This is a genomic window from Streptomyces sp. NPDC001493 (genome assembly GCF_053597235.1).
In genome coordinates, this window is record NZ_JBSFHV010000022.1 from 59751 (window position 1) to 75493 (window position 15743).

The 15743-nt window shown below is 73.5% G+C and carries 7 protein-coding genes; all 7 read right to left on the reverse strand.

What is annotated here, in order from left to right; genetic code table 11:
* Window positions 1-43: 43 nt before the first annotated feature.
* The 7 genes from ACWCWD_RS27555 to ACWCWD_RS27585 are packed head-to-tail and all read right to left on the reverse strand — an operon-like array spanning window position 44 to window position 15699.
* Window positions 44-1480, reverse strand: a complete 1437-nt coding sequence (locus ACWCWD_RS27555; protein ID WP_450776738.1) for a condensation domain-containing protein — start codon at window positions 1478-1480, stop codon at window positions 44-46.
* The gene (locus ACWCWD_RS27560) at window positions 1473-1751 is read right to left on the reverse strand and encodes a phosphopantetheine-binding protein (protein ID WP_450776740.1); all 279 of its coding nucleotides are present in this window, start codon (window positions 1749-1751) and stop codon (window positions 1473-1475) included. Before ACWCWD_RS27560 ends, ACWCWD_RS27555 begins: the two co-directional genes overlap by 8 nt.
* A complete protein-coding gene (locus tag ACWCWD_RS27565) occupies window positions 1748-1954 on the reverse strand; it encodes an MbtH family protein (RefSeq protein ID WP_450776742.1) in 207 nt (68 codons plus the stop codon). The genes ACWCWD_RS27560 and ACWCWD_RS27565 overlap by 4 nt, the downstream gene beginning before the upstream one ends.
* Window positions 1951-5079: a non-ribosomal peptide synthetase gene (locus ACWCWD_RS27570; RefSeq protein ID WP_450776744.1), complete on the reverse strand. Its 3129-nt coding sequence runs from the start codon at window positions 5077-5079 to the stop codon at window positions 1951-1953. Before ACWCWD_RS27570 ends, ACWCWD_RS27565 begins: the two co-directional genes overlap by 4 nt.
* Entirely contained in the window at window positions 5076-6593 is a 1518-nt protein-coding gene (locus tag ACWCWD_RS27575) for a class I adenylate-forming enzyme family protein (RefSeq protein WP_450776746.1), read from the reverse strand. Before ACWCWD_RS27575 ends, ACWCWD_RS27570 begins: the two co-directional genes overlap by 4 nt.
* The gene (locus ACWCWD_RS27580; protein ID WP_450776748.1) at window positions 6590-12295 is read right to left on the reverse strand and encodes a non-ribosomal peptide synthetase/MFS transporter; all 5706 of its coding nucleotides are present in this window, start codon (window positions 12293-12295) and stop codon (window positions 6590-6592) included. The genes ACWCWD_RS27575 and ACWCWD_RS27580 overlap by 4 nt, the downstream gene beginning before the upstream one ends.
* Complete coding sequence (locus ACWCWD_RS27585; protein ID WP_450776750.1) at window positions 12292-15699, reverse strand: amino acid adenylation domain-containing protein; 3408 nt, start codon at window positions 15697-15699, stop codon at window positions 12292-12294. The genes ACWCWD_RS27580 and ACWCWD_RS27585 overlap by 4 nt, the downstream gene beginning before the upstream one ends.
* Window positions 15700-15743: the final 44 nt, after the last annotated feature.

Genomic DNA, 15743 nt, shown 5'->3' on the forward strand with positions numbered 1-15743 from the left:
TCGGGCCACGGGGTGGCCCGAGCCTCCCGGTCCGGAGCGAGGGTCAGGTGCGGGCGCCGTCCCCGCGCCCCAGCAGCCCGGGCAGATCGGCCAGCAGCGGGGAGGACCCGCACGCGGCGGCCGTGATCAGTTCCTCCAGCGCCTCCAGGTGCGCCCGGATCGCCGCCGGCGGCAGGTACGCGGTGTCGGCGGTCAACATGACGGCGAGCGTGCCCTGTTCCTCGGTCACATGGACGCAGTAGCGGCAGCCCAGCCGTTCCTGGGTGGCGGGGAAGGAGAACCGCGTACGCCTCCGGGCCTCCCTCAACTCGTCGGCTCCCGGCGGGGGTCCGCCCGCGGGCGGGCGCGTGAAGAACCGCTGGTCGTTGTAGCAGCAGTACGGGTGCACGGGCGTGCCGCGTTCCCTGCCGATCCGCTCACGGAGCGCCTCCCACGCGACGGGGTCGTACGCGGCGGCCCGGTACCCGGCCAACGCCGCACGCCACGCCACCGGCAGCAGGTCCGTGAACCGTACGGCTCCGGTGGTGTCGAGGAGGAACGGAGCGTCCTGGGACAGCATCGCCACCAGATCCCGGTGGTCCGCGGAGGTGCGGTTGCCGACGATGGGCATCATCGCAGCCGTGCGGTGCCCGCCGTCGGCCGCGACGAGAGCCGCCATGCCGGTCATCAGCACCGTCGACCCGCTGACGCGGTGCGCGGCGGCCAGCGCGTCGGTGGCCGCGGCGAGGGCTTCCGACACCAGCAGGCCGCTCCAGAACCGGGGTGTCCGGGGGGCTGCGGCCTGCTGGGGGAACATCGTCGGAGGGATGCTGCGGTAGAAGGACTCCCAGTGGGCCAGCGCCCGCTCGCTGCGGCGCACCCCCACCGGTCCGTGCTGTTCCACGGCGAGATCCATCGGGGTGGCGCGCGGCTTCCGGCCGGCGGAGCCGCGTACGACCAACAGCCGCAGGTCGCGCACCACCTGTTCGGCGGCGTGTCCGTCGCAGGCCAGGTGACACAGCACCAGCACCGCGTGCGTCACCCTGCCCCCGCTGCGCACCGCGCCGACCCGCAGCGGCCACTCCTGTTCGTAGTCGAACCGGGTGGCACTCAGCCGGTCGAGCAGACGCTGCGCGGCCGCGTCCGCGTGCTCCGGCCGTGGTTCGTCGACCACGGTCAGCGGCAGCCGGCCCGAGTCCGAGAGCGACTGGTCCGGCGTCCGCCCCGTCCCCCGCAGCCTGGTCCGCAGGGCCTCGTGGCGTTCCATCAACGCCGCCACCGCGGCGGCCAGTTGCGCCAGTTCGGTCGACCGGCCGCGCTCCCCCAGGGGGAGGAGCCGACCGATGTTGAAGTAGATGTCGTTCGGGGCGGTCCGCAGGATCGCGTTCCAGATCGCCTGCTGCCCCCAGGTCAGCGGCGCCGTCCCCGAGCGGTCCCCGGCGAAGGGGACCTCGACCACCTCGGCGGCGAGGTCCGCCGCCGGGACCTCCGGCTCATTCACGGGGCTGTCCGGCGTCCGCGGCGTCCACCCGGGCGGCCAGCGTGTCCACGGTTTCCCGGTAGAACGACGGGTCGGCGAGGTCGACCTCGACTCCGAACTCCTCCTCCAGGGCGTCGGCCAGCCTCAGCAGGCCCAGCGAGGTGACTCCCACCTCGGTCAGGGTCGCCCGGGACGTGAGGAGTTCGGCCGTGCCGATCTGCCCGTCCATGGCCTCGTGGATCAGCGCGGCGAGCCGGGCACGCGTCCCGGTGGCGGGGGCGGCGGCGCTCACCGCTGTTCCTGCTCTGCCAGCCGGCGGCGCAGGCTCAGCGGCCTGATGTCGGGCCAGACCTCGTCGACGTGGACGACGCACTCGTCCTCCGTGCCGCTGAATCCGTCCGGCTGCCACCCCTGCGGCGGGAGCGACTCGGCCGGCCACAGGGCGTGCTGCTCCTCCTCGTTGACCACTACCTGGTACCGGATGCTCGCGTTCATCTGTTCTCCTCCATGAGGTCGGTGACGCAGGCCGCGACACCGTGGACGGTGGGGCTGTCGAAGAAGACGTCGAAGGGGACCGACACGCCGAACTCCTTGCGGATGCGGCCCGCGATGGAGGTGATCGTCAGTGAGTGGCCGCCCAGGTCGAACAGGTCCTCGTCGGGTCCGAGGTCGTCCAGGTCGAGCACGTGCCGCCAGATCGCCAGCACGGCGGCGACGACTCCCTGCTCCCCGCCACCGGTGACCTGCTCGTCCGTCGTGTCGCGGCTCCGCGGCGGCTCGGGCAGACGGGCCCGGTCGAGCTTCCCGTTGGGAGTGAGCGGAAGGGCGTCGAGCATCACGTACACGGCGGGCAGCGCGGCGGCCGGCAGGCTCCGGGCCAGATGGGCGCGCAGGGCGTCGGGAGACGGCACCGGGCCGGCCGGTGCGGGCACGACGTATGCCACGAGCCGGTCCTGTTCGCCGTCCGCACCGTCGCGGAGCACGGCCGAGGCCTGGGCCACCTCCGGATGTCCCGAGAGCGCGGTCTCGACCTCGCCGAGTTCGATCCGGTGTCCGCGGATCTTGACCTGGGTGTCGGACCGGCCCGCGAACTCCAGCCTTCCGTCGGTCCGGAGCCGGACCAGATCCCCGGTGCGGTAGAGGCGGGAGCCGGGCGGGCCGTAGGGGTCGGGCACGAACCGGCTCGCGGTGAGCCCGGCCCGCCCGCGGTACCCGTGCGCGACGCCGCTGCCTCCGATGTACAGCTCGCCGGTCGTCTCGTACGGCAGCGGATTCAGGCGCTCGTCCAGGACGTACGTACGGGTGTTGGCCAGCGGGCCGCCGATGGTGACCGGGCCGTCCGCCTCGATGTCGGCGGAGGTCGACCAGACCGTGGTCTCCGTCGGACCGTAGACATTGACCAGCCGCCCCACGGCGCGGCACAGCGAGGCGGCGAGGGGCGCGGGCAGCGCTTCCCCGCCGGTGAGTGCGGTGAGGCCGGGGGCGTGCAGTCCGGCAGCGAGCATCAGCCGCCAGCCGCTCGGCGTGGCCTGTACGTGGGTGAGCGCGTGACGTTCGACGAGGCCGGTCAGCGCGTCGCCGTCGCGGTGCCGCCCCTCCGGTACGAGGACGACGCGGCCGCCCGTGACGAGCGGGACGAAGAGCTCGACGGTGGAGATGTCGAAGGAGAGCGAGGTGAGGCCCAGCCATCGGTCCCCGGGCCGTGCGCCGGCTGCTTCGCCCATCGCGGCCAGCAGGTTCGCCAGCGCCCCGTGCGGCACCTCGACTCCCTTGGGCCTGCCGGTGGAGCCCGAGGTGTACAGCACGTACGCGGGGTCTCCGAGGGCCGGCGGGGCCGGGGCGGGGGGTGGGGTGCCGGGCTCGCCGGGTTCGCCGAGGGGTTCCGGGGCGAGGACGCCGGGCCCGGGATCCTCGGAGACCTGGAGGGTGAGACCGGAGTCGCCGCGGATGAACGCCAGCCGCTCCTCGGGGTGGTCGGGGTCGAGCGGCAGATAGGCCGCGCCGGCGGTGAGCACCCCGAGCACGGCGACGAGCTGGGCGGCGGACCGGGGCAGAGCGATGCCGATCAGGCTGCCGGGGCCGGCGCCCCGCTCGCGCAGCCGGTGCGCGAAGCGGCGTACCGCCGCGTCGAGTCGGGCATAGCTGATCTCGTCGTCACCGTCGACGACGGCGACGGCGTCCGGGGTGGCCGCTGCCTGGGCCGCGAACAGGGCGGGCAGGGTGATGTCGGCGTTGCCGGGCGCGGACGTGGTGTCGGTGAGCAGGAGCGCGAGCTCCTGCTGGGGGAGCAACGGCAGCCCGGCGAGGGGGGTGTCCGGCGTGTCCAGCACGCCGTCGAGCAGGGTGAGGAAGTGGGTCAGGATACGTGCGGGGGCTTCGGGGGCGAAGGCGGCCGTGCGGTACTGCAGGCTGCCTTCGAGCGCGTCCGGTGAGTCGACGAGCTGGAGGTGGGCGAGGTTGCGTGCGGTACGGGCGAAGCCGATCCATTCGGTGCGGACGTCCAGCGCGTCACCGAAGTCGGCCTGCGCCGAGGTGGTGCGGCGCCGGTAGCTGAGGGAGAGCGGGCACAGCGCCGTGCGCGGCGTCAGCCCACGGACGGCACGGCTCAGCGGCACCGGTCGGTGGGCGTACAGAGCGCGCAGTTCCTCCCGGACCTCGTGGGCGAACTCCCGGAACGGGGCGTGCGGCCGGGGGTGCGTGAAGAGCGGCAGCTCGTTGACGTGGAGCCCGGCCCGTCCGGGTGTGGCCGGGGCGCGGGTCGAGAGCTCGACGGCGGTGGCGGGCCCGTTGTTGCCGTAGCGCAGCAGGAGCGCGTGCCAGGCGGCGGTCAGCAGTTCGAACCGGGTGAGGCCGAGCGCGTGCGCGGTGGCGGTCAGGCGGGCGTGCCGGCGGCCGTCGAGCCGGAAGCCGGCGGCGCTCCCGGGAGCGGGTGCGACCGGGTCCGCCAGGGGGTGTGCGGCCTGTCCCGGAAGGGCCGGAGCGGAGCTCTCCCGCCAGCGGCCGGCCCAGAACCGGGCCGCGGCGTCGACGGCCTGCCCGGTGGGGGCGGGCGCGGACGAGTGGGGTGTGTGCCGTTCGGAGGGCGCGGTGGCGAGGTCGGGCTCCTGCCGGGTCGCGGCCCGGTAGTGACGCGCCAGCCCGGACACGTACACGTCCTTGGACTCGCCGTCGAAGACGATGTGGTGGGCGACCAGCAGCAGGGTGTGGCGGCCGGGTTCGGTGGTGAAGAGGGTCGGGCGGACCAGGGCACCGCCCGGGGTGAACGCGGCGGCGGTCTCCTCCTCCTGGAGCTTCTCCAGGTCCGCGGGGGCGCAGGTGTGGTGGCGCACGGGGGGAACCGGCCCGGGGACCAGACGCGGTCCGGCGGGGTCGACGCGGGCGGCGAGCACCGGGTTGTCGTGCACGAACCGGGTCCACGCGGTGTGCAGCGCCGCGAGGTCCAGCGGCCCCCGGAAGTGGAGCGCGACGCTGAGGTGGTAGGCCGAACCGGTCGGCATCGTCTGTTCGGTGACCCAGACACCGTGCTGGGCCGGGTCCAGCGGGGCCGGATCGAACGGGACGGGTTCGGGCGCGGCCCGGCCGAGCGGGGCCGTGGCCGCGGAGGGTGTGGGCAGGGTCATGAGATCGCCTCGTCGTCCAGGAGCCGGTGCAGTTCACGTTTGAGGACCTTGCCGCCCTCGTTGCGGGGCAGGGTGTCGCGGAAGAGGAACCGGGCCGGGAGCTCGTGCGCCGCCAGCCGGTCCAGCAGGAAGGACCGCAGACCGGGGACGTCGGGCTCGCCGTGCCGGGGTACCACGACGGCCGCCACCACACTGCCGAGCACCGGGTGCGGGATCCCGAAGGCCGCGGCGTCGGCGATCTCGGGATGGGCGTGCAGCGCGTTCTCCACCTGGATCGTGGAGACCTTGTACGCCCCGGACTTCACCACGTCGCGTTCCCGGTCCAGCAGGTGGAGGTAGCCGTCGTCGTCCAGCATCCCGAGGTCGCCCATCCGCACCCACCGGCCCTGGAAGACGTCCGTGCCGCTTTCCTCCGGTCCGAGGTAGGAGCGGGGCGAGGCGGGAGAGCGCAGCCAGATCTCACCGGCCTCACCGGCGGGAACGGGGCGGCCGTCACGGTCGGTGATCCGCAGCTGGTCGAGCGCGGCCGGCAGACCGGGCGAGCCCGGACGGCCGGGATCGAAGAGAAGGGTGATCTGTGCGGGCGCGGCCTCGGTGGAGGTGTAGTAGTTGACGATCTGCGCACCGTCGAAGACCTGCGACAGGCGCAGCGCGACGGGCTGCGGCAGCGCGGCGGCGGTGGAGCCGACCAGCCGGACCGAGCTCAGGTCGCAGCGCGACAGGGCCGGGGAGGCCAGCAGTTCGATGGCGGTCGCCGGCACCAGGAACACGCTGCCGACCGTGTGCTCCTCGATCAGCCGGGCGAACCGCAAGGGGGTGAACTGCGGGGCCGCGACACCGGCGGCCGCCGCGTTCAGGCAGTTGACGAGCATCGTCTGGCCCGCGTTCGTACCGATGGGAAAGCTGTGCAGGAAGGTACGGGAGTGCCTCAGCGGCCTGCGTCGTTCGTCGAGGGTGCACCCGTGGGCCAGGTTGGCGTGGGTCGCGCGGACCCCCTTGGGCAGGCCGGTGGTGCCGGAGGTGTAGAGGTACTGCGCGGGCGCGCCGGGAGCGGGCAGCGCGATGTCCGGCGCCTCCTCGCCGCCCTCGGCCTCGATCAGGTCGCCCGGCGCCGCCCACACCCCCTCGGGCAGCCGTGGCGGCGGTCCGTCCGGTGCGTGCAGGACGGCGACCGCCCGGCAGTCGCTCAGGACGTGCGCGGCGGCGGCCGGTGCCATGCGGTCGCTGAGCGGTACGGCGACCCCGCCGGCCCGCAGGACCGCGCAGTAGGCGACGGCGTACTCCGTCCAGCGGGTACTGCCGTACCACAGCCCCACCGGCTCCCCGGGGCTCAGCCCGCGCGCGAGGAGGCCTGCGGCGAGGGCGGCGGAGCGGCGTTGCCAGCTGCCGAAGTCGAGGCTGCTGCCGCCGTTGTGCAGCGCGGTGCGGTCGGGGTGGAGTGCGGCGCGGTGGGCCAGCACCTCCAGCAGGGATCCGGGAGGCGGCGCGGCGGCCGCGCGCCGGGGCGCGGTCACCGCTGTGCCCCGGCCGGCACCGGAGCGGTGTCGGCCTCCGGGGACGCTTCGCGCTTCTTCTTCGCCGCCGCCAGGGCCTGGGCACGCTCCCTGAGCCCGATGAGGTCGTCCGGCTCGGCGTCCGGCACGTCCCGGTCGAAGCGGGCGAGCACCGGCCAGCGCAGGGCGAAGGCCACCAGGACCAGCATGACGAGGCAGAACAGCAGGTACATCAGGCCGATTCCGCGTCCCGGGCCGGTCCCGAGCACCCGGCCGACGCTGTCCGCCAGCACCCCGTCCTCGGCCAGCAGCGGGTCGAACAGCTTGACGCCGAGGGGAGCGATGAGGCCGTGGCCGATCGGCAGTGTGGACCAGGCCACCAGCGTGTTCAGTGCGAAGACCCTGCCGTGGAACCGCTGCGGCACCTTCACCTGCACGATCGTCGAGTACACCCCGTTGACCATCGAGATGGCGCAGGCCATCCCGAAGGCTCCGGCGCCGATCACCCAGAGGTCGGCGCGCAGTCCGGTCACCGCGCTCGCCAGGGCGAACACGGCGGCCAGCGCCAGCATGCCGCGCACCCGGTGTCTGCGGGGTCCGCCCCACACCCCCATGAGCAGTCCGCCCACGACAGCTCCGGCGCCGCTCGCCATCGCCACCCCGGCCGCGTCGTCCAGGGTGCCGAAGGACAGCACCAGCGGTGTCACCAGCAGGAAGAGAGGGGAGAGGAAGAGGTTCAGGACGGCGAACCACAGCAGCATCGAGCGGAATCCACGGTTGTGCCAGGTGTACGTGAACCCGTGTTTGATCTCCTCGACCACCGGTTCCCGGCGGCTCCACGGCAGCGTCCGGGGGAATCTGACGCACAGCAGCACGCCCACGGCGACGACGTAGCTGAGGATGTCGAGGATGAGCACGCCGCGCAGCCCGATGCCCGCCATGAGTGCGACCGCCACCAGCGGTACGACGAACTGCGCCGCGCCGAAGGCGAGTTGTACGGCTCCGTTGGCGTGTCCGAGGTACTGCTTCGGGACCAGTTGCGGAACGGCCGAACTGTAGGCGAGGCGCTGGAAGGTCAGCGCGACGGACAGCACGGCGAGCAGTACGTACAGGTACCAGGTGTCCAGTCGCCCGGCCAGCAGGAGGGCGAGCATGGCGACCTGGCTGAGTCCGGCGGTGAGGTCACCGGCCAGCATGACCTTGCGGCGGTCGAAGCGGTCGACCACGGCTCCGGCCAGCGGACCGATGAGAATGCCCGGCAGCATCGCGACGACGGAGTAGAGCGCGAACCGGGTCATCGACCCGGTCTCCAGCAGAATCCAGATGGGCAGGGCGAATTCGGTGAGCGCGGACCCCATGATGGAGGCGAGCTGGCCGAGCACGACCGTGAGGAAGCGGGCCATGCCCGGTTCCGGCCCGTCCGTGTCCCGCGCCGCGGCGCCGGTCCGGTCGGACGGGCTACCGCCCGCGCGTGGCCGGCGCGGGCCGGGGGCGCCGTCCGGTTCCTGGCCGGCGGCCTGCTTCGGGTCCGCACCGTCCGGCCCGGCCGTGTCCCGCGCCGGGGCGCCGGTCCGGTCGGACGGACCGGCGACCTGCTCCGGAGGTCCCGTCTCCCCGTGGAACCACCACGCCGCGTCCGGGGTCCGCTCCGGCAGCGACGCGGTGGCCTCCTCGCGCAGGGCGCGGTGCACCGTGGTGACCACCTCGGCGACCTCCGTGGCCCGGTACTTGACGAAGAAGTGGCCGCCCTGGTCGATCACCGCGACCGCCGAGCGCTCGGCCAGCAGCAGCCACTCCCGGTAGCGCTCGGGATAGAAGTCGGCAGCCGGATCGCGGTCGCCCACCAGCGACACCAGGGGTGCGCGCAGCCGTGGTGCCCCCGCCTCCACATCGGCGATCGCGCCGGTGAAGTACTCCTCCGCGGCCTGCGAGTCGCGGCGCATGTTGCCCACGATGAACGCGGTCTGTTCGCGGTCGAGCTGGGAGGTGTCGACCCCCATCCCGGTGAGCCAGTTGACGTAGACCCGGTTTCCGAGCAGGGCCTCCAGGGAGGCGATCCGGCTCAGCGCGCCGAGCACGCGGCTGCGCGGCCGCGCGAAGGGGAACTGCGCTCCGGCGTAGACCGCTTCGAGTTCCCGGCCGGACGCCTCCAGCAGGCGTGCCGTCGCCACCGCCAGCGCGGTGCCGACGCCGCAGTGCCCGTACACGACCAGGGGGCCCTCGACACGTTCCTCGATCTCGGCGGCGAGTTTCCCGGCCAGTTCTCCGAACGGCAGGTGCTCCTCGGTGACGCCGACGTCGTGACCGGGTATCGCGACGGACCAGAGCTCGTGGTCGTCGGGAAGCAGGTCGGCGACGGGCTGGTAGACGACCGCGCTGCCGCCTCCGTACGGCACGCAGACCACGGTGGCGCGCCGGCGCCCGGCCGGGACCTCGGGGGTCAGCCGGTGCAGCAGCCTGCGGGGGCCCCGGGCGTCCTCGGGCAGTTCCGACAGCGCCGCCAGGTCTCTGACGGTCCGGCAGGTGAACAGGTCCATCACGCTGACCGGGCGGCCCCCGGCCTCCGGCAGCAGGGTCCGTGCCCGGGCCACAACCTGGGTGGCGAGCAGCGAGTGCCCGCCGAGGTCGAAGAAGTCCTCGTCCGCCCCGACCTCGTCCAGTCCGAGCACCTCGGCCCAGATCGCGGCGAGCACCCGCTCGGCGGGGCTCTCGGGTGCGAGGGCGGCTCCCGGGGCCCGGTGCAGCTCGGGCTTCGGCAGCGCCCGGCGGTCCAGCTTCCCGTTGGGGGTGAGCGGCAGGGCGGGCAGGGCGGTGAAGGAGACGGGCACCATGTAGTCGGGGAGCACGAGTTTGAGCCGTGTCCGCAGCGCCTGTGCGTCGAGGCCGTCCGGTCCGTCCTCCGTGACGAGGTAGGCCGCCAGCCGCTTGTCCCCCGGACTGTCCTCGCGTACGACGACGGCCGCCTCGGTCACCGCCGGCAGCGCGCGCAGGGCGGACTCGATCTCACCGGGCTCGATCCTGAGCCCGCGCAGTTTGACCTGCTGGTCGATCCGGCCGAGGTGTTCCAGCGTCCCGTCTGGGCGGCGCCTGCCCAGGTCGCCGGTCCGGTAGAGCCGTGAGCCGGGCGGACCGTAGGGGTCGGGGACGAAGCGGCTCGCGGTCAGGCCGGGTCGGCGGTGGTAGCCGAGGGCGACACCGGTCCCCCCGATGTGGATCTCGCCAGGGGCGCCGGGCGGTACCGGCCGCAGCGCTCCGTCCAGGACGTACAGCCTGATGTTGTCGATCGGCCGCCCGATCGGCACCGTGTCCAGGATCCCCTCGCACTCCCACGAGGAGACGTCGACGGCCGCCTCGGTCGGGCCGTAGAGGTTCGCCAGCGCGCAGTCCGGCAGCAGGGCGCGGAAAGCACGTGCGGTGTCCGGTGGCAGCGCCTCGCCACTGCATACGACCCTCCGCAGCCCGGTGCACCGGCCGGCTCCCTCCTCGGCGAGGAAGAGCGGCAGCATCGAGGGGACGAAGTGGGCGACGGTGACGGGGACCGAGCGGATCAGTTCCTGGAGGTAGGCGGCGTCCTTCTGTCCGCCGGGGCGGGCCAGGACGAGACGCGCCCCGGTCATCAGGGGCCAGAAGAACTCCCAGACCGACACGTCGAACCCGGCCGGAGTCTTCTGCAGTACCCGGTCGTCGGGGCCGATCGGGTAGCTCCGCTGCATCCAGAGCAGCCGGTTCACCAGGGCACGGTGGGTGTTCGGCACTCCCTTCGGGCGGCCGGTGGAGCCGGAGGTGTAGATCAGGTACGCCGGATCGTCCGGCTGCGGCCCCGCACCCCGACCCGTGGCGGGAGCGCTCCCACGATGCGCGTCGTCGTCCAGGTACAGCACAGCCGCATCGCAGGCCTCGGGTACGGGAAGACCGCGCCGGGTGAGCAGGACGCGCGCTCCGCTGTCGGCGAGCATGAACTGCAGCCGCTCCGCCGGGTACTCGGTGTCCAGCGGGGTGTAGCAGGCGCCGGTACGCATCACGCCGAGCAGCGCCGTGACCAGGGCGTGCGAGCGTTCGGCGCCGACGGCGACCACGTCACCGCGGGTGACTCCGGCCGCGACGAGCCGGCCGGCGATCCGGTCGGCGGCCTCGTCGAGTGCCGCGTAGGTGAGCGTCCCCTCGTCGCCGGTCACCGCCACCGCTTCGGGGGTACGCGCGATCTGCTCGTCGATCAGGGACACCAGGGTGGCGTCGGCCGGGATCGTGACGTCGGTGGCGTTGAACTCCTCCAGCTCCAGCCCGCGTTCGGCGCCCGACAGGCCGTCCAGTTCGGACAGGGGCACGTCGGGGTGCTCGGTCACCGCGCGCAGCAGCCGGTCCAGGTGTCCTGCCATGCGGGCGACGTCCGCCTCGTCGAAGAGGTCGGTGTTGTAGTTGAAGGCTCCCCGCAGCCCGTCCGGCCACTCCATCAGGAACAGCTCGATGTCGAACCGCGTGCCGGCGGCCCGCAGGCCGTAGGTCTCCGCGTCCAGCGCCCCCTTCGCGTCCCGCTGCTGTGCGGTCGCGTAGTTCTGTACGGCGAGCACGGCCTGGAACACCGGCGGCCTGGAGACGTCACGCTCGACGCCCAGTTCGGTCACCAGCTGGGCGAACGGCAGTTCCTGGTGGGCGTAGGCCTCCAGGCAGGTCTCCCGCGTCCGCTCCAGCAGCGCGGCGAAGCCGGGATCCCCGTCGAGCCGGGCCCGCAGGGGCAGCACGTTGACGAACATGCCGACGAGGCCTTCGAGTTCGGGCTCCGTCCGGCCGGCCACCGGTGAGCCCACCGCGAAGTCGCGCTGTCCGCTGAAGCGGGCGAGGAGCACCTGGAAGGCGGCGAGCATCACCATGTGGACGGTGGCGCCGTGGGCCTTGCCGAGAGCGGTGAGCCGGTCGAGCAGCCCTCGGTCCACCTGGAAGCCGTATCCGGCCCCGTCGAACGTCTGCCGGGCGGCCCGCGGCCGGGCGGTGGGCAGCACGAGGGGCTCCACGCCGGCCAGTTCCCGAGCCCAGTAGGCCACCTCCGCGGTCATCGCGTCCCCGCTCAGCCGGTCGCGTTGCCACAGCGCGAAGTCTCCGTATCTGACCGGGAGTTCGGGCAGCGGATCCGGGCCGCCGGCGACCTGGGCGGTGTAGCAGCGCAGGATCTCGGATATCAGGATCTCGCTGGACCAGCCGTCGCTGACACTGTGGTGCACCACGAGGAGCAGGATGTGCTCCTCGGGTGCGCACCGCACCAGAAGGGTCCGCAGCAGGGGGCCCGCGACGAGGTCGAAGGGCCGGGCTCCCGCCTCGTCCACCAGCCGTGCCGCGTGCGCCTCGTCGATCGCGTCGGCCACGGGCAGCGGAGCGGGCGCGGGCTCGGCGATCTCCAGGACGGGCTTGCCGTCGTCGGTCGCCGGGTACCGGGAGCGCAGGGTCTCGTGCCTGGCCACCACCATGTCCAGGGCGCGCTCCAGCGCCGCGTGGTCCAGTGGGCCACGCAGCCGCCGGGCCACCGGGATGTTGTAGGCGGCGGTGCCCGGTGCGAACTGCTCCATGAACCAGAGGCGTTCCTGGGCGAAGGAGAGCGGGGGCACCTCCCCGTCGTTCCGCCGGGGGACGACGGGCCGGGGCGCGGTGGTGAGGCCGGTCCGCAGCCGGCGGCTCAGCAGGGCACGCTTGGCCTCCGAGAGACCTGCGGAGGATGTGGTGGTTTCGCTCATGACGGCGAACCGGTTCCTTCCAGGGAGTCGTCACCGGCGGACAGGAGGCTCGCGGCCTCGTCGTCCGAGAGTGCGTCGATTTCGGCCACCAGGGCGGCTTCCACCGCTTCGGCGAAGGCTGCGGCCGTCCGGTGCGTGAACAGGGTGCGCAGGGGGACGGTGAGGTCGACGGTCGCCCGGATCCGGGCGATCACCCTGGTGGCGAGCAACGAGTGCCCGCCGAGGTCGAAGAAGTCGTCCATCGCCCCGACCCGGTCGATGCCGAGGACCTCGCGCCAGATGTCCGCGACGAGTTCCTCCGCCTCGGTGCGCGGGGCCACGTACGCCTCGCGCAGCGCGGGGCGCTGGTCGGGGGCGGGCAAGGCGGCGCGGTCGAGCTTCCCGTTGGGCGTGAGCGGCAGCCGCTCCAGGACGAGTACGGCGTTGGGCACCAGGTGTGCGGGGAGGGACGCGGCGAGCGCGGCCCGCAGGGCGGTAGGGTCGAGGATTTCGCTGCCGGGGCCGGTGTCCGCGACAGCTGCGGGGTCGCTCTGAGCGGTGCCCGCGTACGCGCCCGCGGGACCGGAGGGCACTGCGGGACCGGAGGGCACTGCGGGACCGGAGGGCCGGGTGTCCGCCCGGGGGCGGAGGCCGGCACCGGGAGCGTGCGGGCCCTCGGCGGGAGCTGCCGGGACCACGTATCCCACCAGGGCGTCCCCACGGGCGACGACCACCGCCTCCGCGACCCCCGGCTGCCGCATCAGCGCGTTCTCGACCTCGCCCGGCTCCACCCGGTAGCCGCGCACCTTGACCTGGCCGTCCAGGCGGCCGAGGAACTCCAGCGCGCCGTCGTGCCGGTGCCGGACGAGGTCACCGGTCCGGTAGCGGCGGGACCCGGGCGGTCCGTCGGGGTCGGGAACGAAGGCACGGGCGGTGGCGCCGGGTCTGCCGGTGTATCCGTGGCTCACCCCCGCGCCGCCGATCAGCAGTTCCCCGGGGGTGCCTGGCGGGACAAGGCCGCCCCGCGCGTCGCAGACCACCACATGGACCCCGCCGACCGGTGCGCCGATCGGCGGGCGGGTGCGGCTGTCGGCCGCCGCGAGGTCGGCGGTCGTCACGATGACCGTGGTCTCGGTGGGGCCGTAGGAGTTGACGAGCCGGACCCGGTCCCCGAACCGGGCCCGCCAGGCGCCGACCGCGGTGGACTTCACCTGGTCGGCGCCCAGGATCATCAGCCGCAGCGAGTCGGGCCATGCCACCGCGTCGAGGTCGCCGACCAGTTGGTGCCAGTAAGGGGTGGGCAGGTCCATGACCGTGACGTCGGCGGTGAAGGCGTGGCCGAGCTGGTCCGGCAGGGCGGCACCGGCTTCGGCGACGACCAGGGTGGCGCCGGCGGCCAGCGCCGGGAAGAGTTCCTCGGCGCTGGTGTCGAAGCTGAGCGAGGCGCAGTGCAGGACTCGGTCGGTGTGCGTGATGCCGTAGCCCTCACGCATCCACCGGACCCGTTCGGCGAGTGCGTGGTGCGGTACGAGGACGCCTTTGGGGGTACCGGTCGAACCCGAAGTGTAGATGACGTAGGCAGGGTCGTCGGGGTGGGCAATGGGAAGAACGGCGGCAGGGGAACCGCCGGACCCATTCGGAGCACCGGTCCGTTCGCCACCGCGGGCCGGGTCTGTGCTCACAGGATCACCGAAGGCGTCCTGCCCGTCGGTGGTCAGCGTCCGCACGCCTTCCGGAACCTGGCGCGATCCTGCCCGTCCGGATGTGAGGACGAGCCGGGTTCCGCTGTCCTCGATCATGAAGGCGATCCGGGCCGGCGGGTAGTCGGGATCGAGCGGCACGTACGCCGCACCGGCCCGCCAGGCGGCGAGCATCGCCACGACCGCGCGCGGGCCGCGCGGCAGGAGAACGCCGACGGTGTCCCCCTGCCGGATCCCGTGGGCCGCCAGCCGCACGGCCAGCCGGCCGGCCTGCGACCACAGGGTGGCGTAGTCGAGTGACTCGTCGCGCCCCCGAACCGCGGTCCTGTCGGGTGCGTTGCGCACCGCCTCCTCGACGGCGGCGAGCACGGTCGGCGGTCCTGCGGCCAGGACCGGTCCCCGGCCCCGCTCCCGGAGGGCCGCGAGCTCCGACGCGTCCGGCATCGGCAGCCGGCGGACCCGGGTGTCCGGGTCGGCCACCGCCGCGCGCAGCAGCGTCTCGAACCACCGGCCGAGCCGGGCCGCCCATGCGGCGTCGATGAGGTCCGTCCGATAGCCGAAAACGGCGACGACGTCCTCGCCGTCCCGCCGTACGTCCAGGGTGAGGTCGAACTTGCAGGCCTCCATGCCCGGGTCGAGCTCGGTGCAGGAGAGGTCGGCGAACGGTGTGGCACGCAGCAGACCCGCGTCCTGGGTGTGCACGGTCAACAGGGTCTGGAACAGAGGCGTCCGCCCCGGATCACGGTCCAGGCCCAGGGACTCGACCAGACGCTCGAAGGGGATCCGTTCGTGGGTGAAGGCCCCGAGGACGGTGCTGCGGGCCCGGCGCAGCAGATCGGCGAACCCCGGGTCGCCGGAGAGGTCGGAGCGCAGCACCAGCGTCCGCGAGAAGTAGCCGATGACCTGCTCGGTCTCCGGCTCGGTGCGACCTGCGGTGGGCACGCCTATGCAGAAGTCCTCCTGCCCGGTGCAGCGGTGGAGGACCGCCTGGTAGGCGGCGAGCAGGACCATGAACGGAGTGCAGCGCCGGGCACGGGCCAGCGCGTCCACCACGGGCCCGGCGCCGGTGATCACCTGCGTGTGGAAAGCGCCGTGCGTGGAGGGTTGTTCGGGTCGCGGCCGTTCGAGGGGGAGCTCCAGGGCGGGGGCGTCGGCAAGGCGTTCCTGCCAGTAGGCGAGTGCTTCGCGCGTCTGCGGACCGTCCGCCTCCCGTGCCTCAGCGGTGGCCTGCGCACGGTAGGGGGGCGGCACGGGCAGGCCGGCGGCACGACCCTGCTGGTGGGCGGTGTAGTGCGCTGCCAGTTCGTCGCGGAGGATGTTGAGCGACCAGCCGTCGGCGACGATGTGGTGCAGGACCACACACAGGATGTGCTCGCTGTCGCCCGTCCGGAAGAGGGACACCCGCAGCAGAGGCCCTTGCCCCAGGTCGAAGCCACGGTTGGTGCGCTCGGCCAGCAACGCTTCCAGCCGGTGGCTCCCGGCCCTCAGGTCGAGGTGCTCGATGGCCACCGGAGCGGGCGCGCCGACCACCACGGCGGGGGCGCCGTCCTCGTCCGGGAAGCGCATGCGCAGCGACTCGTGCCGGGCCACCACCTCGTCGAACGCGGCCCCGAGGGCCGACTGCTCCAGGTCACCGGTCAGCCGCAGCACGAGGGGGATGTTGTACGAGGGGTCGTCCGGCTCCATCTGGTGCAGGAACCACAGCCGTCTCTGACCATGGGTCATGTCCGGACACAGAACTGGAACACTCATCGGGCTCCCCCGGGCGC